The following is a 20,139-nucleotide window of genomic DNA, read 5'->3' on the forward strand; positions in this document are numbered from 1 at the left end:
GCCATCATCATATCTAAAAACTCAAGGCGATCGCTCTCAGTCTGGCGGACTCAATGGGTGGCCCGCTGCCCGAGTTAATCGCCCTCTGGGTTTTATAAAATGTCCTTTATACAATTTTAAGGTTTAGAGTTTGAATTTTATTTAAAGATTAGAGATTGAGTTATTCATAAGATCGCAGAGGAGACAGTGATGATCCAGCCCAAAAACACAACCGTAGATCATCACCAACTTTCTAACTTCATTTGGCAAATTGCCGATCTGTTGCGGGGACCCTATCGACCGCCACAATATGAGCGGGTCATGTTACCCATGACAGTTTTGCGTCGTTTTGACTGTGTACTTGCACCCACCAAACAGAATGTTTTAGATAAATATCAGCAATATAAGGATCGACTCCAAGATAAAGCCCTTGACTCCATGCTTGATACAGCAGCAGGGCAACGCTTTCACAATCGTTCTGAATTTACCTTTGAAAAGCTCAAGGGCGATCCTAATAACCTTGATCAACATTTGGTGAGCTATATCAATAGTTTTTCCCAAAATATCCGGGAGATTTTTGAACGCTTCGAGTTCACCGCCGAAATTGAAAAAATGAATGAGGCGAATATCCTTTATTTAGTCGTCTCCAAGTTTTGTGATGTTAATTTACACCCGAACCAGGTGGATAACATTGCAATGGGGTCGATTTTTGAAGATTTAATCCGCCGTTTTAATGAACTCGCCAATGAAACCGCAGGCGATCACTTTACGCCCCGAGAAGTCATCCGCTTAATGGTTGATATTTTATTTGACCCGGATGATGATATTTTGACAAAACCCGTTATTTGTAGATTGCTCGACCCGGCTTGTGGTACGGGGGGGATGTTATCGGAAGGGCAAAACTATCTACGAGAAAATAACAAAGAAGCACAACTCTGGGTTTTTGGGCAGGATTTTAATCCTCGGGCCTATGCGATCGCCGCTTCGGATTTATTGATCAAAGACAACGAACAAAGCGCGATTCAGTTTGGAGACTCCCTAACTGACGATCAATACTCCGGCGAAACCTTTGATTATTTTTTGGCAAATCCTCCCTTTCGTGTGTATTGGAAGAAACAGCAAAAGGAGGTAAAACGAGAGCATGAAAAGTTAGGTTTTGCGGGACGTTTTGGGGCCGGTTTGCCCAGGGTTAATGACGGTTCCCTGTTGTTTTTACAGCATCAGATTAGCAAATTTGAACCCTATCAACCAGACAGTGATAAAAAGGGTTCTCGTCTGGCGATCGTCTTTAATGGTTCTCCTTTATTTACCGGGGGTGCGGGAAGCGGTGAAAGTGAAATCCGCAAATGGATTATTGAAAGCGATTGGTTAGAGGCGATCGTCGCCTTACCGGAACAGATGTTTTATAATACGGGTATTGGAACTTATCTTTGGATTGTCACCAACCGAAAGCAGAAACACCGTCAAGGCAAAATTCAACTGATTGATGCCCGTCAACGCTGGCAACCGATGCGACGGAGTTTAGGGGATAAACGCCGTTATATGGGTGAGGAAGATATCGCCATTGTGGTGCAGGAATATGGGAATTTTATAGAGACAGAAACTAGCAAAATTTTTGAGAATGAGGATTTCGGTTATAACCGAGTTCCCATTGAACGCCCCCTGCGTTTACTGTATCAAATGGATATAGACCGGAAACTTCGTTTTCTCGATGCGGTTCCCCATTTATTAGAAGATGTTCAGGCGATCGAGCAACAATTAGGGCGCGAACCTCGTCCTGATTGGAATGAGTTTGATCGGTTAATGAAGGATTTATTAAAACAGCGGGGTAGTCGTTGGAAAAAGGCGGAAAAAAAGCTATTTCGAGATGTTTTTACCGAACGAGAACCGGAGGCAGAACCCGTGATTTTAAAAGAACGGAAGGCTAAGGATGAACCTTATGCCCGGGTTTGGGGTTGGTTCCCAGTGGCTGGTAAAAAAATTGAACTGATGTATGAGCCAGACTCAAAGCTGCGGGATTTTGAAAATGTTAATTTACAAGATGAAGTGACCCGTTATTTTCTGGAGGAAGTTGAACCTCATGTTTCGGATGCTTGGGCAGATGGCGATAAGATGAAAAAGGCGTATGAAATTAATTTCAATCGCTATTTTTACAAGTACACGCCACCTCGTCCATTAGCCGAAATCGATGCAGACATTAAACAGATGGAACAGGAGATTATTAGGTTATTAAGGGAGGTCACTGTATGATTTGGCCACAAGCAAAGCTCAAATATGTGGCACATCTTGCTTATGGTGATGCCCTTCCTAAAGATCAAGAACGAGAGGGGTCTTTCAAAGTGTTCGGTTCTAATGGAGCGTATGATAACTATAACCGATCAAATACTCATGCTCCCGTAATTATAATAGGGCGGAAAGGCTCCTATGGCAAAATCAATTGGTCAGAGCATCCGTGCTTTGCTTCTGATACAACTTTTTTTATTGATGTAACAACTACACATCATCATTTAAGATGGTTATTTTATGTCTTGCAAACACTTAATTTAGATCAAGGTACAGATGAAGCAGCAGTCCCGGGACTTAGTAGAGATAATGCTTATACAAAAACAGTTTTTCTTCCTCCGCTATCTGAACAAAAAGCGATCGCACATTATCTCGATAAAGAAACGGCTAAAATCGACCAACTCATTGAAGCCAAAAAACGATTATTGGAATTATTAGACGAAAAACGTCGCGCCCTCATCACCCATGCTGTCACTCGTGGGTTAAATCCTGATGTTCCGATGCGTGATTCTGGTGTTGAGTGGATAGGGGAAATTTATCAAAAGTTGCACAGATTAAAATATGTGGCATTAGTAGAGATGGGACAATCTCCACCGTCAACGGAATACTCATTTTTAGTAGATTCGGGTTTTCCATTTTTACAAGGAACGGCTGATTTTGGTTCCAAATATCCATTACCAAGAATATATTGTGCTATTCCCCAAAAAGTAGCCCAACCTGAAGACATTTTATTTTCCGTTCGCGGTCCTGTAGGTGAGCTTAATATTGCTGATAGAGAATATGGTATTGGGCGAGGTTTATGTGCTATTCGCTGTCAAAAAAGTCTGAACAAAAAGTTTGCGTGGTGGGTTCTTCATTGGGCACGTATTCAATTAAGATTTAAAGCTACAGGTAGCACCTATGAAGCTGTTTCTTCTGAAGACGTTAAAAATTTATTGATTACCCTACCTCCACTCTCTGAACAAAAAGCGATCGCACATTATCTCGATAAAGAAACGGCTAAAATTAACCAATTAAGCTCGGCAACTATGGATACTATAAACCTTTTACAAGAACGTCGCACCTCATTGATAACAGCAGCAGTCACCGGACAACTTAAAATTAGTTAAACTCAAGGAGTAACTTATGCAAATCAACCATCTTACACTCACTAACTTTCGGGGATTTGAACAGGCAGAATTTGAATTTCAGCCAGGAATGAACTTGATTGTTGGTATTAATGGAGTCGGCAAATCTAGTGTCTTGGATGCCTTGCGGATTGCCTTCTTAAGAATCCTCCCTAAATTGACAGCTTGTCAAAAGAGACGGATTAATTTTAATATCGATGATATTATGATTGGCAAAACTGAATTAACGGTTGAAATAAATGTGGATATATCAGGAATCCCTTTTCGATGTAAAGTTAGCCAGGGAAAACACCATGAAACTGAGCTTAAACCTAACGGTTCCCAAATTTTAGAACCTCTAAAAAGGGCGCAAAATCAACCCCTCGTTGTATATTGTGCAACCCGGCGCTCAATAGTTACAGAACAAGACTTAAATCCTAATCGAAGTTTAGGTAATCAATCTGCGGCTTTTGTTGACGCACTCATTCCTAGAATGCTACGTCTTCGGGAATTTATAGATTGGTGGTTAGTCCAAGAGGAACTTTTAGACGAAAAACCCCAGTTAACCCAGCGTCGCATTGATGCTTTAAACGATGCCGTCACCTGCTTTTTATATGGGTGTAATAATGTTCGTGCTGTTCCAGCCTCGGGCACATACAAAAAACCAACCTTGCTACTTGACAAAAACGGGGTAACACTAAATATTAATCAGCTTTCAGACGGCGAACGGGGTATTTTAGCATTGATACTTGACCTAGTACAACGGCTGTTGCAGGCAAATCCCGAACTCGAAAATCCTGTACAGGATGGAAAAGCCGTTGTCTTAATTGACGAATTGGACTTGCATTTACATCCACAGTGGCAACGCATGGTTGTCCATAAGCTGACAGAAATCTTTCCCAACTGCCAATTTATTGCCACCACTCATTCACCGCAAATGATTGGAGAAGTCAAACCAGAAAATATTATTATTTTAGACCAAGATAAACAACCCTATATTCCCGACCAATCCTTGGGTATGGATAGTAATTGGATTTTACGCTTTCTTATGGAAACTCCTGAGCGTGATATGGACACCCAGAAAAAATTAGAGGACGTTGAATCATTGATTGCTGACAAGAATTTTTCAGAAGCAACTGAAAAAATAAATAGTCTCCGCCAATTAGGAGAATTTCCCGAATTGGTACGCCTGCAAACTCGCATTGATCGGATCAGCCGATTAGGTAAATAGATGAAATACATCAAAAAAGAACAAGAACCTGAAAAATTACGTTCCTGGTTTAACAATCAATATGATCAAGAAGGAAATCGCCTGGGTTGCGACTACTATAATGACGTGCCAAGCGATGTCAAAAGGGATTTAAAAGATCATCTACTGGGAGAGCAAGGCTTTCTATGTTGTTATACAGGTATCTTGATTGATACAGATACTTCCCACATTGAACACCTCAAGCCTTATTCTATATGTCGGGACGAGAAAAATTATGAAGATGTCAACTATTTGAATCTTGTAACGGCTTATCCCGGTAGAAATTATAAGTCTCAAGATGATGAAGTTAATCAACCTAGCAAAAAAAGCAAGAAGAATAGCAAGAAATGTCCTTTTGGAGCGCACGCTAAAGACAATTGGTATGAACTGGACAATTTTGTAACACCGTTAGAGTCGGATTGTGAAGACAGATTCAAGTTTGATAATTCTGGGAAAGTCGAAGCTACAAATCATCAAGACACGGCGGCACAAATAACGATTGAAAAATTAGTGTTAAATCATGAGCGATTGATAGATTTAAGAAGGGCAGCTATTGATGAAGCCATATTCCCTCCCGATACTGAATTAGATGAATCAGACATCAAGGAAATTGCTAATGGCTTATATTCCCAAAAGAATGCAGAGGGAAAATTTGCTCAGTTTTGCTTCGTGATTGAACAAATTGCCAAACAACTGGTATAACCCGTTTATCTTTTAATCAATTAAGTTCAAAAAATCTTGCCCTATATCTAAAAGGCAATTCACCTATGAACTCTAGCAATTTTGTTGATCCAAAAAAAGAACTAGCCTTCGAGGAAGTGATAGAAGACTATTTTCTAACATACGGTTATATCAAACCCATAACCCCATTTGACAAAAATCTAGCCATTTTCCCAGATATTGCCCTTAACTTTATCCGTCAAACCCAACCGAAAGCATGGGCAAAATTAGAAGCGTTACACGGAGAAAACACGGGTAATCAAATCATTACCGACCTGTGTAAATGGATGGATACCTACGGTTCACTGCACACCCTGCGTCACGGTTTTAAATGCTATGGTCGCACGCTGCGAATTGCCTATTTTAAAGCTGCCCACAGCCTCAATTCTGACTTAGAACGCTGCTACCAAGCCAATCAACTTGGGATTACCCGTCAACTTCAATATAGCACGAGAAATCGAAATAAACTCGATATTACCCTCAGTCTCAATGGTATCCCCATTGTCACCATAGAACTGAAAAATCCCCTAACCGGACAAACGGTAGAACAGGGGAAACAACAATATCGCCAAGATCGCGATCCTCACGAGATTATTTTTGAGTTTAAACGGAGAACTTTGGTTCATTTTACGGTTTATACGGAAGAAGTCTGGATGACAGTGAAGGCTCAATTCAACTAAAAAAAGGAGAGACAATTCCTCAAGATGGCTACCCAGCAGTTGGCACAGGAATTTTGCGGGAAAATTCTGTGAAGCTGTCACAGTTAATTGATGTTTTGAATAACCGCTTTGGTACTGACTTTAATCAAGCTGACCAACTATTCTTTGACCAAATTGTTGAAGCGGCTGTCAACACGGAAGCACTGCAACAAGCAGCCCAAGTCAATTCGGTGAATAAATTTGGTTTACTGTTTGAGAAAATTGTGGAGTCTCTTTTTGTCGAGCGTGTAGATCAAAATGAAAATATTTTCGCTCGTTATATGAATGACAATGCTTTTCAAAATGTCGTTTCGGAATGGTTACTGTCGGAGGTCTATAAACGCCTGTCGGATCCTCATAATTCTCGGTGATAACCTGCCCAAAGCGATCGCACCATTTAAACCTACCATTTAGGAGCGATCGCACCATTTAAACCTACGATTTAGGAGCGATCGCACCATTTAAACCTACCATTTAGGAGCGATCGCCTTATTTAAAGCTAGTTCAGGAACTTGATCAACTCCTGTAATTTCGACCACGCCGCCCCACTTTGGAGGATATCCAGCGCCAGGCTATAGCCTTGGTGATGTTCCTGGAGTGGAACTACTCCAGCCACCTGTAAAGCTAGGGAACTATTGAGCGCCACAGCATCTTGTTGGGGGGTCGTTCCTTTCCCTTGTAGCACCTGGGTTAAAATTTCCATATTGTCGGCAAGTTCTCCCCCCTTCAGGGCGCTAATAGGGGCGGCGTTGATGCCTAAATCTTCTGGGTTCAGGAGCGATCGCATTACCTTACCCTCAGATAGAATAGCTAAATCCGTACCATCCGCTAAACCCGCCTCGTCTAAACCCTCCCGTCCATGGAGGACAATAGCCCTTTCTATGTTAAGATGTCCTAGGGCTTGGGCGATCGCATCCAAAACACTCGGATCAAACACCCCAATAACTTGCCCTACCGGACGCAGAGGATTAACCAAAGGTCCCAAAAGATTAAATACCGTCCGCACCTTCAGAGTTCGACGTAACGGCGCTACCGCCTTCATAGCCGGATGCCAACCCGGTGCAAATAGGAAAGTAATCCCCACCTGTTCAACCGCCGCCCTCACCTTTTCTAGGGGCGCTCCTAAATTCACTCCTAACCCCTCTAATACGTCCGCAGAGCCAACTTTACTCGAAGCCGAACGATTCCCATGTTTAGCTACCGGAACCCCGGCGGCGGCGCACACAAACGCCACAGCAGTAGAAATATTAAACGTCGATGCCCCATCTCCCCCGGTTCCACAGGTATCGATTAGGGAAAATTTAGATTTCAAACCATCTGCGCCGGGGGTGGGTAAATTTCCTGATTGGGACTGCGCTTGTAATACTTTCGCCATTCCCGCCAATTCTTCCCCAGATACTCCTTTGGTTTGCAGAGCCACTAAAATCGCCCCGGATAAGACAGGGGGGATAGACTCACTGAGCCATCCTTCCATTAACATTGAGGCTTGGTCGGTGGAAAGGGACTGATGATCTAGGAGTTGTTGGAGAAGTTGCGGCCAGATATCAGCATCAGGGGCAGAATGAGTCATGGTAAAGGCAATTAATTGAGATTATCTAGGTTGGGCATTCTGATTTTATCCTAGGTCAGATCAGGCGATCGCGCAACCTCCCAGATTAGCTATAGGTGGGAAGTTGATTATCCGGGTCGGTTGAGTCCCACCCTTGCCGATAGTTAAGATTTGTTAAGTTGCCTTGACACATTAACCAGGTTATGTTACCCCTTAAAAAACCTCAGCCCCATCAAACTTCTTAACATTCTGAACTTTAGCGGATTCTCCACAGGTGCGAGGTGTAGGGAACATTTTACCAGGATTAGCCAAACCCTTAGAATTAAAAACCGATCGCACCCATTGCATAGTTTCCAAATCCTGTTCATTAAACATCTGATTCATATAACACTTTTTATCTTCCCCAATACCGTGTTCCCCGGACAAACTCCCCCCCACATCAACACAGATTTTCAAAATTTCGCCGCCAATTTCTTCGACGGTTTCTAACGCACCTTCCACCGAATTATCATAGAGAATCAAAGGATGTAAATTCCCATCTCCCGCATGAAAGACATTGGCAATGCGATAGCCATACTTTTCGCTCAAAGCGGCAATTTCTTTCAATACATAAGCCATCTGAGTCCGAGGAATCACCCCATCTTGGACATAATAATCGGGGCTAATATGACCCGCCGCCGCAAATGCCGCCTTCCGACCCTTCCACATTTTCAAGCGTTTTTCGGGTTCATTGGCGGTAGTAATATTCCGCGCGCCATTTTGTTTACAAATCTCTGCCACCCGCTGTTTATTGCGGTCTACCTCCACCTGCAAACCATCTAATTCCACCAATAAAATCGCCCCAGCATCTCGGGGATATAATCCGGTATTAACGACATCTTCCACGGCATTAATACTGAGATTATCCATAATTTCCATACCACCAGGAATAATCCCCGCCCCGATAATATCAGAGACGGATTGTCCGGCTTCTTCAATGGTAGCAAAGTCTGCCAACAGGACACAAATGGATTCGGGGGCTTTAAGAATTCTGAGGGTGATTTCGGTAGCCACGCCTAGGGTCCCTTCTGACCCCACAAATAAACCGGTCAGGTCATATCCTGGCATTTCGGGAATTGAACCGCCTATATCGACGATAGACCCGTCAGGGGTAACGATTTTTAAGCCGAGGACGTGGTTAGTGGTGACTCCATATTTCAAGCAGTGAACACCACCGGAATTTTCAGCGACATTACCACCAATGGAACAGATAATCTGGCTGGAGGGGTCGGGGGCGTAGTAAAATCCTGAACCGCTGACGGTTTGAGTTACCCAGTTATTAATCACGCCAGGTTGTACGACGACCTGCTGGTTTTCCAGGTCTACTTTCAGAATTTGGCGCATTAAGGCGGTGACAATCATCACGCAATCAGTTACAGGTAATGCACCTCCTGATAGTCCAGTTCCCGCCCCTCGCGCTACCCAGGGTATATTATGGCGATCGCATATTTTCACTGCTGCTGCGACTTCTTCTGTAGTGCGGGGAAGGACCACCAAAGCGGGACGTTGGCGATAACTGGTTAGTCCATCACATTCATAAACTAGGAGTTCTTCCCGTCGCTGAATCACCCCCCGCTTACCTACAACGGCGGCAAATTCTTTGATTATCGGTTTCCAGTTCCGGCTGACGGTGGGGCTTGACATAAGTGAATGTCTTTAGCTGGTATTGCTATGAGGTTATACATCTATCTCCCTATAGCCATAACATAATTCGATATTTCTGTCAATCACGACCAACCTCTACAATTAATAATTAATAATTAATAATTAATAATTAATTATTATCGCGGAGGTCAAGAAACCCGGTTTCTCAAAGAAACCGGGTTTCTCAGGCGGAGGTCAAGAAACCCGGTTTCTCGTTTCTCAGCCGAAAGGGTGGGGCGGGTTTATTCATATCCTCCTGGGGAGTTGATGATTTACAGAGGTCAAGAAGTCAAGAAACCCGGTTTCTCAAAGAAACCGGGTTTCTCAGGCGGAGGTCAAGAAACCCGGTTTCTCGTTTCTCAGCCGAAAGGGTGGGGCGGGTTTATTCATATCCTCCTGGGGAGTTGATGATTTACAGAGGTCAAGAAGTCAAGAAACCCGGTTTCTCAAAGAAACCGGGTTTCTCAGGCGGAGGTCAAGAAACTTACACCAGAACCCGCACCTACAATTAATAATTATTAATTATTAATTATTAATTATTAATTATCAATGACCGCTAAACTCTTTTTGTAGTCAGAGATTGACTGATAATTGTTATTCTCATCATACAAATGGCAGTGGTCAACAACTTGCTTCATTAAACCCCAGGAAAAATCACACTCAGGATAGAGATATTCACCCCAATTTTCCTGTAAACTGGCGTAGGCTGTACGGAGGTTATACCAGGGAATTGCGGTGGTGACGTGGTGGGGAATATGAACGTTGATATCGTGACAGAGAAACTCAACCCAGCGGGGATAATTGCAGTGAACAGTCCCTGATAGTTGGGATTCGGCTTCGTGCCATTGTTCGGGTTCTCTAAAGGGAATGTCGGCGATGGTGTGATGAAGTAGGGTAAAGGTACTCATCCAGAAGTGGAAGACTAACCAAGGAATGACCCAAAACTTGACAAATCCCCAAACTCCGATGGTTAAAATCATAGTCGGAAATGCGATCGCCGCCGCGCCGATGACCAACAGAGAGGAAAACTTAACCTGTTGGCGCTGCTTACCTTCAAATTTTGTCCAGTCAAAGTGAATGCTTGCCCAGTGTAGAATGGAACCAATCCACCAGGCGCGACCTCGGAAAAGGTCATAAGTCACCTGCATGAATTTACCAGCGTTTTGGTATTCTTCTTTACGCCAGGGTTGCCAAGCATTATCTAACTCCATTCTGTTAGTGTATTTATGGTGTTGGTTGTGACCAATACGCCAACTGTGAAAGGGATATATAATCGGCAGAAACAGGATATGACCTACCCAATCATTTACCCAAACATTCCGAGAAAATGAGCGGTGTCCGCAGTCATGTCCGATCACAAAAAATCCGGTGAGGGCGGTCCCTGTAAATACCCACAACACCGGAAGGAGAAACCAGGGAGCGATCGCTATTCCTAGCCATCCTAAACCCACCATGACAACGTTAATGATTACTGTCATCCAAGCTTTGTATCGGTCCTGGACAAACACATCACTAGGAAGGGTGTTAATAATATCTCTCAAGCGCAAATCCGAGGGAACTGCGGAGGGGCGTGACGATGAATCTTCAGACTTTACAATTGATAGGGTCATAGATGAATTTTAAGGGAAAACCAAGCCACCATTACTGGTGCCTGGCTTCTGAATGAATGTGCTTTTTTAACTGCTAAGGTAGCCGACAACTTTCCCAACCTACAGTAATGGTATCTCAGCCAATTAACCCGCCTAAGCGGTCTTTTTTGATGGAGTTACCTGACCCTGAGATTGAGAGCAATCCTCAACCAAGACTGGCTGATTCCAAATAGTTGAATCAACCCCTCAGACGGTTAAGTGTAGTCTGATCATTTATAGCACACCGTCTGCGATCGCGATCGCTAATTTCTGATTGCTGATTATTGGCCCCCTGGCGGGATTGGGCCTAATTTTTCGGGTCGGTGGGACCAAGCGATCGCATTTGCTTGAGAGTTTGTAATTCTAGCAGCAGAGTGTCCACCTCAGCCTGAAGATGCAAAAACTTCACTTGCTGATCAACACTATATATAGACGGCATCTTGTCGATTTTACCGGAAGCTGAAGACAACGGCAAGGATGACAGATTTTGTGGACGCGATAAAGTCGATGAAGGAGTTGGCATCAGTAATTAGTTGGATTTATAAACTTAACTGGCACATCAACAAATCTTAACTATATTTTCACTCCATGTTAAACTCTTTTTAAGAAAAACATCATCGCCCCCCAAGGCAAGTGGCTGGATGTTTAAATCAGGAGTAAACTGAGTTAAGGGTGACAGGCGCGAAACCGTTTTCACCTGAGTAAGACTCAAGGGCTGATTAACCCATTAGCCCCAAGTTATATAGCACGGCAACCTTGAAAAGTCAAGTAAATTGAGCCCAAAACAACAAACTGTAACATTGAAATGACCCTGACTTTGCCCGCAACTGAAAGAAAACTCAATATCTGGCCCGGTCTGATTGAAGCATACCGGGACTATCTACCTGTTACCTCAGCCACCCCCGTTGTCACCCTGCAAGAAGGTAATACCCCCCTAATTCCAGTCCCCACCATTGCCGCCGAAATCGGAAAACAGGTGCAGGTGTATGTGAAATATGACGGATTGAACCCCACTGGGTCATTTAAAGACCGGGGGATGACTATGGCTATATCCAAAGCCAAAGAAGAGGGAGCCAAAGCCGTCATTTGTGCCAGTACAGGTAACACCTCAGCATCAGCGGCAGCCTATGCGCGTCGTGCCGGATTAAAAGCATTTGTCCTGATTCCATTCGGTTATGTAGCCCTGGGGAAACTAGCCCAAGCTCTCCTTTATGGTGCGGAAGTCTTAGCTATCGAAGGAAACTTTGACGAAGCCCTAACCATTGTGCGGGAGGTTTCCCGCCAATATCCTGTCACCCTAGTTAACTCGGTGAACCCCTATCGCTTGGAAGGACAAAAAACCGCCGCCTTTGAAGTGGTAGACGCTTTAGGTGATGCACCCGATTGGTTGTGTATCCCTGTGGGAAATGCCGGAAATATCACCGCCTACTGGATGGGATTTTGTCAGTATCATTCAGAAGGAAAATGCGATCGCCTCCCTAGGATGATGGGATTTCAAGCAGCCGGAGCCGCCCCCATAGTTAATGGCCACCCAGTCACCCATCCCGAAACTATCGCCACCGCCATTCGTATCGGCAACCCCGCCAGTTGGGATATGGCTATAGCAGCCCAATCAGCCAGCCAAGGCAGTTTTAGCGCCGTTACTGACGAAGAAATCCTCAACGCCTATCGCCTTATAGCCTCCCAAGAAGGCATCTTCTGTGAACCCGCCAGCGCCTCCTCCGTAGCTGGACTCCTGAAAGTCAAAGACCAAGTACCAGCAGGAGCCACTGTAGTTTGTGTCTTAACAGGTAATGGGTTAAAAGACCCCGACGTGGCTATCAAACACAGTAATAACCCCACTAAAGAGGGTATTGCTGCTAATTTGGACGCAGTAGCTAAAGCTATGGGATTTTAGCCAATGGGAGGGGGTTGCTCAACTCCAGTGCCACCCCCCCCTCCTGTAGCCGTACTGTAGCGCCGAGTTTCCCATACCGGAGGGTTAACTATTGGAGTTAGCCGCATTTTGAGCCTTGGTGAGCAAGTCCATGGTATCCCCTAAAGCGGTAGTGAGACTGTTGCGGGTTTCTAGGTGATCGGCTTTCTCTTTCTCTAGGGCTGCCGTTATTTGGTAGACCTGTTCCCTAGCGCGATCGCGTTCTAGGGTAATCTGGACAATCTTATTTTTCAACTCCTCCACGGTTTCCAAGCTCTCAACCTCCCGCTCGGTTTGTACTCGCGTCAGAATCTCATTTTTAGCAATACCAAATTTATTCTGTAGTTGTTCAAGTTCTCGGCGCAGTTGAGCGATCGCATCTTGATGGCGGCGCACCTCTTCTCGGCGCTGCTGGGCTTCCGTATTATAACGCTCTCGCCACTGGTCGGCACTAGCTAAAGCCTGATCGCGATCGGATCGCAGTTGTCCTAACTGCTCTTGCAATCGCTTAATTTCATCCAACCATTGTCTAATATCCTGGTTCATAACTCAACCTAAAAATCCATAAGCAACCGGAAACATTGAATCCCTGGGGAAGTTTAAACCATCAGTAACACCCTGTTTCTGTGTTAAACCTTCCACAACAGGTCATACTATAAAGTAGCCCTGATTAAATCTCCCCCAACCCGCAAAATGCTACTCGCATTGCCCTGCCAATTTTTATATCACCTAAATAGGGCAATATTGCACTGTCGGTTCAAGCTGCCAAGCCTCAACCAGATAATAGACTGTGCTGCTGAAATGATAGTTAACCTGTTATTAATCATCCTACACCTGCTATGGAAGCTGCTGTTAACCCTGCTACAGCCATTGAAAACTCTATGGATACTCAACCGTCAAGCATGGTATCTGGGGTTTGAGTGGGTAGCAGCCAGAACCGCCGATCTGCTGATTATCCTTTTCAAATGCCTATGGTGGCTAGGTCGTCAAATCAAAAAGCGCGTGGTGGATTTTGTTCTATTCTTTACCTACCTCAATTGGCAGACTATTCATAGTTTAGGAGTTCGTACTGTTCAACAACGGTTATACGGTTTGTCTGCCGAAATGGCTTATCACTCTACCTTAGCACTGGTTCCCGCTCTTTTTGCTCTGTTAGCCGCTATTAGTTCCAATCCATCTCTACAATCAACCCTATTGGAAATGGCGAATTTGTTAGGGGAAGTCGTACCAGAACAAGTGCAAAAATTGATTGGGGCAACTATGAGCCAATCGGGAAGAAGTCTTAGCCCTAGACTATTTTCGTTTAGTTTTATTATTTCTATTTGGCTGTTTTCTGGGGTGATTAGTTCCGCGATGGAAGCCTTAAATAGGATTCATCAAGTGCCACCAGATAAAATTAGACCTTTTTGGAAGTCAAAATTAATTGCGATCGCTTTGACTTTGGGTACATTATTGCTGTTGATTATGGCATCAGGGGCGGTCTTTATTAGTGATTTTTTGGTCGAAATTCTTGCCCGCAAAAGTTGCATCTTAGAAACAGTGGGTAACTGTCCCCTCGATAAAATTGATATGTGTTTAGCTCAAGAACCTGTCCAAGATTGTTTGCTTCAATCAACATTATTGGATACTTGGAATCGTCTACAGTGGCCAATTACCCTCGGCATTGTCTCCACTAACTTTGCTCTGATATATCGCTATGGCCCTAGTTACCGAAAGCCTAAAACTCCCTTAATTCCTGGCTCAATTCTGGCCGCGATTTTTTGGGCTTTAATCTCTAATTTATTTCGCTGGTATGTTTACCAGTCTGAGTATTATAATGTTCTCTATGGTGCGCTCGGCACTTTTATTGTTCTGCTGTTATGGTTAAATATTAGTTCCCTAGTAGTGCTTCTGGGGGCGCAATTAAATTCCACAGTAGGAGATGAAATTCGTCGTAGAAAAACACAAGAGGATAGTAAAGGATAGTAACTGATGAGTTGGTTTAATAAAAATGCGGTATTAGTCCCTATCGATTTCTCTGAACTTTCTTTTGCCGCTTTATCCCCAGCCCGAGAGTTTGTCCCCCATATATCTCAACTCCATGTTATCCATATTTTGCCTAAATTACACCCCGCAGAACCTGGCTCTATGTGGCAATCAGTTAGTCCTCAGTCTCGACAACAACACGCAGAAGACGCTTTGAACAATGAGTTGATTAAAAGAGGATTTGATGGCGCAAAGGTCACGGTTTTAATTGGTACGCCTAGCCATGAAATTGTCGATTATGCTAAAGCTAAAAACATAGAGTTAATTGTTATGCCTACCCACGGCTATACTGGCGTTAAACGGGTGTTAATGGGGTCGGTCGCAGAACAAGTCGCTAGGTTGGCTGAATGTGCGGTTTTATTACTTCATGAAACCTAATACCATATCTACCACCCCTCGGTAATGCTGCGCTAGGGCTGCCATGGTGCGTCATCCCCAAATTATCGGGTTGGGATTCATATAGCCTGGGTATGACGCACCCTACGGGGAATTTAGCTTAACGGTAATTGGGAGTTTGAATATTCCTTAACCGTGCTTCGGGGCGTTTAAATCGATCCATTTGCGCCTCAAAAAAGGCTCTGTTGGCTTCTAGGTGGCGGGGGTTGGGGTCATCAAGGGGATATAGTAAAGCAGTCCTTAGAGCCTGAATAACGGCTGATGTGACGCAATACATGGAACGCTGAAAAGTGTTAGCCAACTGAATCAACATATCATCCTCACCTCGGCAATATTTCTGGTAATAATCCACCAAGTAGGGGGGTAAGAAGTGATACATATCCTGCATTAATAAAGTCGGTGGTATTCCAGCGGTACCAACTGGGAAAATATCGGCGTAAAGAATACCATAATGAAAATCCTTCTGGTCATCAGGAACTTCTTTAGCTTGGGCGTTGTAGGACTTAGTACCCCGGAAAGGTGCGGTGCGATAAAAAACGGCTTCTACATAGGGTAAGGCGGCTTCATAGAGCCACATAAAACCCTTGGATTTGGGGACGATTTCATAACATTCGCCATCAATATAAACATGATGATAAATAGGGCGACCTGCGATCGCAAAAATGCCATTAACCAGGAAATTCATCGCCTCGGGTACGGTGGTCATTGTCCCCTCATCATAGCGATCGCTCATTTCAAAAAATACGGGAGCCATAACTTCCCAAAATAGCCCTAAATTGCTATAATAGGAAAGTTGCCTGACCTGTTCTAAGAACATATCGGGGAACAGTTTATATAAACCCAGCATGACCGGATTTTTGCGGAAATAAGCGCGGATAGCGCGGTCAGCATTGGCTTTATATTCGTCTGTGTCTAAATAACTGTCAAATCTGCCGCCCATTTCTCGATGCCAAAACATGGCTTGCATACAGGCTTCGGCGAACTCCATATTAACGCGATCGTGCCATAAATGATGGAGGAGTTTGGGCATTTTTCGGGTTTCCCCTTTCTGCATAAATGCCAATAATTCCGGGTGAGCGATCGCTTCTCCGCGCCAAATCCTTAAATCGGCATCATCCCCGGCATAATGGTTATGCAGGTCTAAATATTCCTGGGGTAAAAAGTATTTAAAAAACGGCAACGGATTGAGGAACACCCGTTCAGCAATATACAACAAATCGCGCCAATAGAAATCCATAGGGACGGCATAAGCCTTATAAATGCCGATAATTTGCATCAAATTTTCGGGTGTATCGGGTAGCATAGCGCCTCCCGCCTCTAAGCGATGAATAATCTCCGCAAACTCATGTTGAGAGGGCGGTAATTTAGTGGGGGTTTTTTCTGCTTGCATGAAACTGGTTGTCATAATCAACAGTAATTAAGTGAACTGCGGGGAAAACATCATAAACTCGAAGGATTTTCGGGTTGAATTGCTACCTGTTGCACGGGATGAATACTTAACTCGATCGCCATTTGTTTGGCTGTAGGTTCACACCAGCGTAATAACCAACTAGGTTGCACGCCTAGGAACAGAATTAACAGGGCTAAAATCAAAGCTGGTGCTTGTTCAGAAAAGGAAACTTGGGGATAATAGGCTAACTCATTGTCTAGCTTACCAAAACAAGTGCGGTTCAGCAAAATGACAAAATAAACAGCGGTTAAACCAGAGGCAATAATACAGAGTAAACTCTGAATGGGGAAAACGGCAAAAGTTCCTTGAAAAACCAGAAATTCTGCCACAAATCCCACCAAGCCAGGAATACCCGCACTCGCCATTCCTGCCATAATTAATAAGGCGCTGGTGAGAGGTAGACCACGAAGGGGGTTCATTAAGCCATTTAAGAGTTTTAAATCCCTAGTTCCCACTTTGACTTCAACTATGCCAACTAAGTGGAATAGAATAGCTAAAATCAACCCATGGGCGACCATTTGGGAAATAGCGCCAATCAGACTAACTTCAGTTCCCGCAGCCATAGCGACAATAATATAACCCATGTGACCGATGGAACTATAGGCAACCATGCGCTTGATATCTTGTTGGGAAATAGCGGTTAAAGCCCCATACATGACGCTAAAGACGGCGACAATGGATAATCCGGGGGCGATGATTTGCCAGGTTTCTGGGAATAGTTGTAAGCCAAATCTAATTAATCCATAGGTTCCCAGTTTTGCTAATAGACCTCCCAGTAAAATGGTGACGGGGGCGGAAGATTCTACATAAGCATCAGGTAGCCAGGTATGGAGGGGGACTAGAGGGATTTTAATCCCAAATCCAATTAGGAGAATGGTCATCAAAAGCAGTTGGCTAATTGATGATAAATTCTGAGTATTAATGGCATTAAAATCAAAACTTCCTGACCCACTTAACCAAGCTATCCCTAGGAAACCTGCCAAAATTAAAATTCCTGAGATGGCGGTATAAATGAGGAACTTCATCGCTGCATAGCCGCGTTTTTCGCCGCCCCAAATGCTAATTAATAGATAAATGGGGATGAGTTCCAATTCATAAAACAGCACAAACAGCAGGAGATTTTGGGAGAGAAAAGCACCAGCGATCGCCGCATTTACTAACAAAATCATGGAGTAGTAAAGACGGGGGCGATTCATGTCGGGGCGACTACTGGCGATCGCCATAGGGGTCAAAATGGCGCTTAACCCTACCAGAGGTAAAGATAAGCCATCCATTGCCAAACTATAGGATAACCCTAATTGGGGAATCCAGGGCAGATATTCTTCCCACTGAAAACCGGGATTATCTAGGTCGAAATCTAGGGTTAATTTCAGGGTCAACAGCCCGGTTACTGCCATGAAAGCTAGGGCGATCGAGCGAATCCGTTGGGAGGTAAAGGAAGAGGGTAGCAAGCCGATTAACAGGCTACCAACTAGGGGAATTGCAATTAACAAACTAAGCATGATTGAGCATTTTTGAGGGAGTTAGAACAAACCAAGGGATAACAAACTTAACAGGAGAGTAATGCCTATCACAATAGTGAGGGCATAAAATTGAGTTTGTCCCGAAACGTTATATTTGAGGCTTTGTCCACTAAAGACTGTGGCTAGACCGACTAAATTCACGAAGCCATCGACAATAAATCTATCTATCCAATCAATAATTTTGGAGATGAGGGCGACAGCGGAAATGATGGTCAATCGATACAGTTTAGCGGTATAGAAATCGTAGGCGAAAAAGTCCTGAACTGATGGAGACCATAATTTAACGGGTTTCTCAATGCCGTTAAATACATAAATCCAGGTAGCTAGTCCACCACCGATCGCACTAGAAGCCACGAGTAATGTGGCTATAGTTAGGTTAATATTTTCCCAACTGGGTAGGACTCCCCAAGCCTTCAACAACAGGGGAATATGTAGACACAAACCCATTAAAACGGTCATCGGTAGCACTAAAGCCCAGAGTCCCTCCGGTGATCTAATAGTCATCTGTTTAGGAGGTCCCGCAAAAATCAAGCCCAACTCACGGGTGAGACTAAAAGCAGTTAAAGCGTTGATTACCAATAGGGTAATGGCGATCGCCGGTTGACTTATCCACAGATTTTGTGTCAACTCCAACATCGTCCAAAAGCCACCAAAAGGCGGCACGGCGACCAAAGCGATAATCCCGACAATAAAACAAATACCCGAAATGGGGCGGCGCGACCACAGCCCCCCATATTGAGTCAAATCTTGGGTAATATTATTGAGGATAATTCCGCCGCTGGTCATGACTAATAATGCCATAGCCATGGAGTAAGTCAACAGGAGTAATAACGCCGCCTGAGTTTGTCCATTGACTACAGCAATAAAAGTTATCCCCATATAGGAACTAACCGAATAGGAAATCGCCCGTTTGACATCAATTTGAGCAATAGCGATCGCACTTGCACCCACAGCGGTAGCCAAACCGATAAACACTGCTACAGACACCGCCACCGGAGACAGGGAAATCACCGGAAACACCCTAATTAATACCCAAGCGCCGCAACAGACAACCACCGCATTCCGTAGGATGGTACTAGGAAGGGGACCTTCCATAGCTTCATCAAGCCATAAATGCAGAGGAAACTGGGCGCACTTACCCAAAGGACCCGCCAACAAAGCCAACCCTAACAGAGTCGCAACAGTAGGGTTAACCGTTGCAGTTTCCGCCCATGTTGCTAATTCCGAAAAATTCCAAGTTCCCGCGAGGGGATACAGGGAAACCACCCCCATCAACAGGAATAAATCCCCCACCCGTTTAGTCAGAAAAGCATCTCGCGCCCCAGTTACCACTAGGGACTGATTAAACCAGAAGCCCACCAATAGATAAGTCCCCAGAGTGAGAATTTCCAAAATGATATAACTGAAAAACAGGGAATTGCACAACACCAGGGCGGCGAGTCCGGCTTCAAATAATGCCATCAGCGAATAAAACCTCGCCCAACCCCAATCCATTTCCAGATAGCCGACAGCGTAAATTTGGGCTAGGAAATTCAGCCCAGTAATTACCAAAGTAGCGCCGATAGTTGTGACTGAGACTTCTAAGGGAATCGAAAAATCCAGATCCGCCACCTGTAGCCAGGGAATAACCATCTCATAGCCAGGTTGACCCCACATTCCGCCCAAGGCGATTAAGCCATGTACAAAAGCCATCAGGGTCATCAGGATATTTATATATCCTGCGGGTCTCGGTCCGGTTTTGCGGATAATTCCCGGAGACCAGGGAATTGATAGTAGCGTCCCCAAAAAGGGATAGCAGGGAATCCACCAAATGTTTTGCAGGAAAAATTCAGTCATAACTGAAAGATTGGGATAAATTGCTAAAATCCGTTCTCCACTATAAGGGAGATTTTATCTTCTCTTTAGATTTGCTATAGATTATAGTCTATGATGTGT

General features: G+C 44.2%; 17 protein-coding genes. 9 read left to right on the forward strand and 8 right to left on the reverse strand.

Annotation, left to right across the window (positions count from 1 at the left end; all coding sequences use genetic code 11):
* Positions 1-189: 189 nt before the first annotated feature.
* From XZ46_RS25005 to XZ46_RS25030, 6 genes are all read left to right on the forward strand, one after another.
* The gene (locus tag XZ46_RS25005; RefSeq protein ID WP_008055783.1) at positions 190-2,229 is read left to right on the forward strand and encodes a type I restriction-modification system subunit M; all 2,040 of its coding nucleotides are present in this window, start codon (positions 190-192) and stop codon (positions 2,227-2,229) included.
* Entirely contained in the window at positions 2,226-3,371 is a 1,146-nt protein-coding gene (locus XZ46_RS25010) for a restriction endonuclease subunit S (RefSeq protein WP_008055782.1), read from the forward strand. Before XZ46_RS25005 ends, XZ46_RS25010 begins: the two co-directional genes overlap by 4 nt.
* A 16-nt stretch (positions 3,372-3,387) precedes the next feature.
* The gene (locus XZ46_RS25015) at positions 3,388-4,599 is read left to right on the forward strand and encodes an AAA family ATPase (protein ID WP_008055781.1); all 1,212 of its coding nucleotides are present in this window, start codon (positions 3,388-3,390) and stop codon (positions 4,597-4,599) included.
* A complete protein-coding gene (locus XZ46_RS25020; RefSeq protein ID WP_006668306.1) occupies positions 4,600-5,319 on the forward strand; it encodes a retron system putative HNH endonuclease in 720 nt (239 codons plus the stop codon).
* Between the two features lie 65 nt (positions 5,320-5,384).
* Positions 5,385-6,017, forward strand: a complete 633-nt coding sequence (locus XZ46_RS25025; protein WP_006668305.1) for a type I restriction endonuclease — start codon at positions 5,385-5,387, stop codon at positions 6,015-6,017.
* Between the two features lie 68 nt (positions 6,018-6,085).
* Positions 6,086-6,406 (forward strand): hypothetical protein, encoded by a 321-nt coding sequence (locus XZ46_RS25030; protein WP_008055780.1) that lies wholly within the window; start codon positions 6,086-6,088, stop codon positions 6,404-6,406.
* A gap of 128 nt (positions 6,407-6,534) precedes the next feature.
* On the opposite strand, the gene trpD is transcribed toward XZ46_RS25030, so the two are convergent.
* The 4 genes from trpD to XZ46_RS37665 all read right to left on the reverse strand — a co-directional run bounded on the left by trpD (position 6,535) and on the right by XZ46_RS37665 (position 11,334).
* Positions 6,535-7,605 carry an anthranilate phosphoribosyltransferase gene (gene trpD / locus XZ46_RS25035; protein WP_006623003.1) on the reverse strand — a complete coding sequence of 357 codons (1,071 nt, stop codon included), beginning with the start codon at positions 7,603-7,605 and terminating at the stop codon, positions 6,535-6,537.
* A gap of 192 nt (positions 7,606-7,797) precedes the next feature.
* Positions 7,798-9,267, reverse strand: a complete 1,470-nt coding sequence (glcD, locus tag XZ46_RS25040; protein WP_006623002.1) for a glycolate oxidase subunit GlcD — start codon at positions 9,265-9,267, stop codon at positions 7,798-7,800.
* A gap of 539 nt (positions 9,268-9,806) precedes the next feature.
* On the reverse strand, positions 9,807-10,877 hold the full coding sequence (locus XZ46_RS25045) for a fatty acid desaturase (RefSeq protein WP_006623001.1): 1,071 nt from the start codon (positions 10,875-10,877) through the stop codon (positions 9,807-9,809).
* 325 nt (positions 10,878-11,202) lie between these two features.
* Positions 11,203-11,334, reverse strand: coding sequence for a hypothetical protein (locus XZ46_RS37665; protein WP_006622998.1), 132 nt, complete (start codon positions 11,332-11,334; stop codon positions 11,203-11,205).
* Between the two features lie 366 nt (positions 11,335-11,700).
* Between XZ46_RS37665 and thrC the strand changes: the two genes are divergently transcribed.
* Entirely contained in the window at positions 11,701-12,792 is a 1,092-nt protein-coding gene (gene thrC / locus XZ46_RS25050) for a threonine synthase (protein ID WP_006622997.1), read from the forward strand.
* An 84-nt stretch (positions 12,793-12,876) separates the two neighbouring features.
* Here the strand turns inward: thrC and XZ46_RS25055 are convergent, their stop codons facing one another.
* A complete protein-coding gene (locus tag XZ46_RS25055; protein ID WP_008055770.1) occupies positions 12,877-13,356 on the reverse strand; it encodes a hypothetical protein in 480 nt (159 codons plus the stop codon).
* 255 nt (positions 13,357-13,611) lie between these two features.
* On the opposite strand from XZ46_RS25055, the gene XZ46_RS25060 reads away from it, so the two are divergent.
* Both XZ46_RS25060 and XZ46_RS25065 read left to right on the forward strand, forming a co-directional pair.
* Positions 13,612-14,775, forward strand: coding sequence for a YihY/virulence factor BrkB family protein (locus XZ46_RS25060; protein WP_048895294.1), 1,164 nt, complete (start codon positions 13,612-13,614; stop codon positions 14,773-14,775).
* Positions 14,776-14,781: 6 nt separating this feature from the next.
* Positions 14,782-15,213: a universal stress protein gene (locus XZ46_RS25065; RefSeq protein WP_008055768.1), complete on the forward strand. Its 432-nt coding sequence runs from the start codon at positions 14,782-14,784 to the stop codon at positions 15,211-15,213.
* A gap of 118 nt (positions 15,214-15,331) precedes the next feature.
* Here XZ46_RS25065 and XZ46_RS25070 read toward each other — a convergent pair whose 3' ends face one another.
* Genes XZ46_RS25070 through XZ46_RS25080 form a run of 3 tightly spaced genes read right to left on the reverse strand, consistent with a single transcriptional unit; the run spans position 15,332 to position 20,040 of the window.
* Positions 15,332-16,621: a CO2 hydration protein gene (locus tag XZ46_RS25070; protein WP_008055766.1), complete on the reverse strand. Its 1,290-nt coding sequence runs from the start codon at positions 16,619-16,621 to the stop codon at positions 15,332-15,334.
* A 50-nt stretch (positions 16,622-16,671) separates the two neighbouring features.
* On the reverse strand, positions 16,672-18,183 hold the full coding sequence (locus tag XZ46_RS25075) for an NADH-quinone oxidoreductase subunit M (RefSeq protein WP_006668300.1): 1,512 nt from the start codon (positions 18,181-18,183) through the stop codon (positions 16,672-16,674).
* A gap of 21 nt (positions 18,184-18,204) precedes the next feature.
* Positions 18,205-20,040 (reverse strand): NAD(P)H-quinone oxidoreductase subunit F, encoded by a 1,836-nt coding sequence (locus tag XZ46_RS25080; protein WP_048895295.1) that lies wholly within the window; start codon positions 20,038-20,040, stop codon positions 18,205-18,207.
* Positions 20,041-20,139 lie beyond the last annotated feature (99 nt).

The sequence above is a fragment of the Limnospira indica PCC 8005 genome (genome assembly GCF_000973065.1).
GTDB lineage: Bacteria > Cyanobacteriota > Cyanobacteriia > Cyanobacteriales > Microcoleaceae > Limnospira > Limnospira fusiformis.

Excerpts from the sequence above, each read along its gene's own strand:
- XZ46_RS25005 (WP_008055783.1), top strand. The coding sequence starts at position 190 with ATGATCCAGCCCAAAAACACAACCGTAGATCATCACCAACTTTCTAAC.
- XZ46_RS25010 (WP_008055782.1), top strand. The coding sequence starts at position 2,226 with ATGATTTGGCCACAAGCAAAGCTCAAATATGTGGCACATCTTGCTTAT.
- XZ46_RS25015 (WP_008055781.1), top strand. The coding sequence starts at position 3,388 with ATGCAAATCAACCATCTTACACTCACTAACTTTCGGGGATTTGAACAG.
- XZ46_RS25020 (WP_006668306.1), top strand. The coding sequence starts at position 4,600 with ATGAAATACATCAAAAAAGAACAAGAACCTGAAAAATTACGTTCCTGG.
- XZ46_RS25025 (WP_006668305.1), top strand. The coding sequence starts at position 5,385 with ATGAACTCTAGCAATTTTGTTGATCCAAAAAAAGAACTAGCCTTCGAG.
- trpD (WP_006623003.1), bottom strand. The coding sequence starts at position 7,605 with ATGACTCATTCTGCCCCTGATGCTGATATCTGGCCGCAACTTCTCCAA.
- glcD (WP_006623002.1), bottom strand. The coding sequence starts at position 9,267 with ATGTCAAGCCCCACCGTCAGCCGGAACTGGAAACCGATAATCAAAGAA.
- XZ46_RS25045 (WP_006623001.1), bottom strand. The coding sequence starts at position 10,877 with ATGACCCTATCAATTGTAAAGTCTGAAGATTCATCGTCACGCCCCTCC.
- XZ46_RS37665 (WP_006622998.1), bottom strand. The coding sequence starts at position 11,334 with ATGCCGTCTATATATAGTGTTGATCAGCAAGTGAAGTTTTTGCATCTT.
- thrC (WP_006622997.1), top strand. The coding sequence starts at position 11,701 with ATGACCCTGACTTTGCCCGCAACTGAAAGAAAACTCAATATCTGGCCC.
- XZ46_RS25055 (WP_008055770.1), bottom strand. The coding sequence starts at position 13,356 with ATGAACCAGGATATTAGACAATGGTTGGATGAAATTAAGCGATTGCAA.
- XZ46_RS25060 (WP_048895294.1), top strand. The coding sequence starts at position 13,612 with ATGATAGTTAACCTGTTATTAATCATCCTACACCTGCTATGGAAGCTG.
- XZ46_RS25065 (WP_008055768.1), top strand. The coding sequence starts at position 14,782 with ATGAGTTGGTTTAATAAAAATGCGGTATTAGTCCCTATCGATTTCTCT.
- XZ46_RS25070 (WP_008055766.1), bottom strand. The coding sequence starts at position 16,621 with ATGCAAGCAGAAAAAACCCCCACTAAATTACCGCCCTCTCAACATGAG.
- XZ46_RS25075 (WP_006668300.1), bottom strand. The coding sequence starts at position 18,183 with ATGCTTAGTTTGTTAATTGCAATTCCCCTAGTTGGTAGCCTGTTAATC.
- XZ46_RS25080 (WP_048895295.1), bottom strand. The coding sequence starts at position 20,040 with ATGACTGAATTTTTCCTGCAAAACATTTGGTGGATTCCCTGCTATCCC.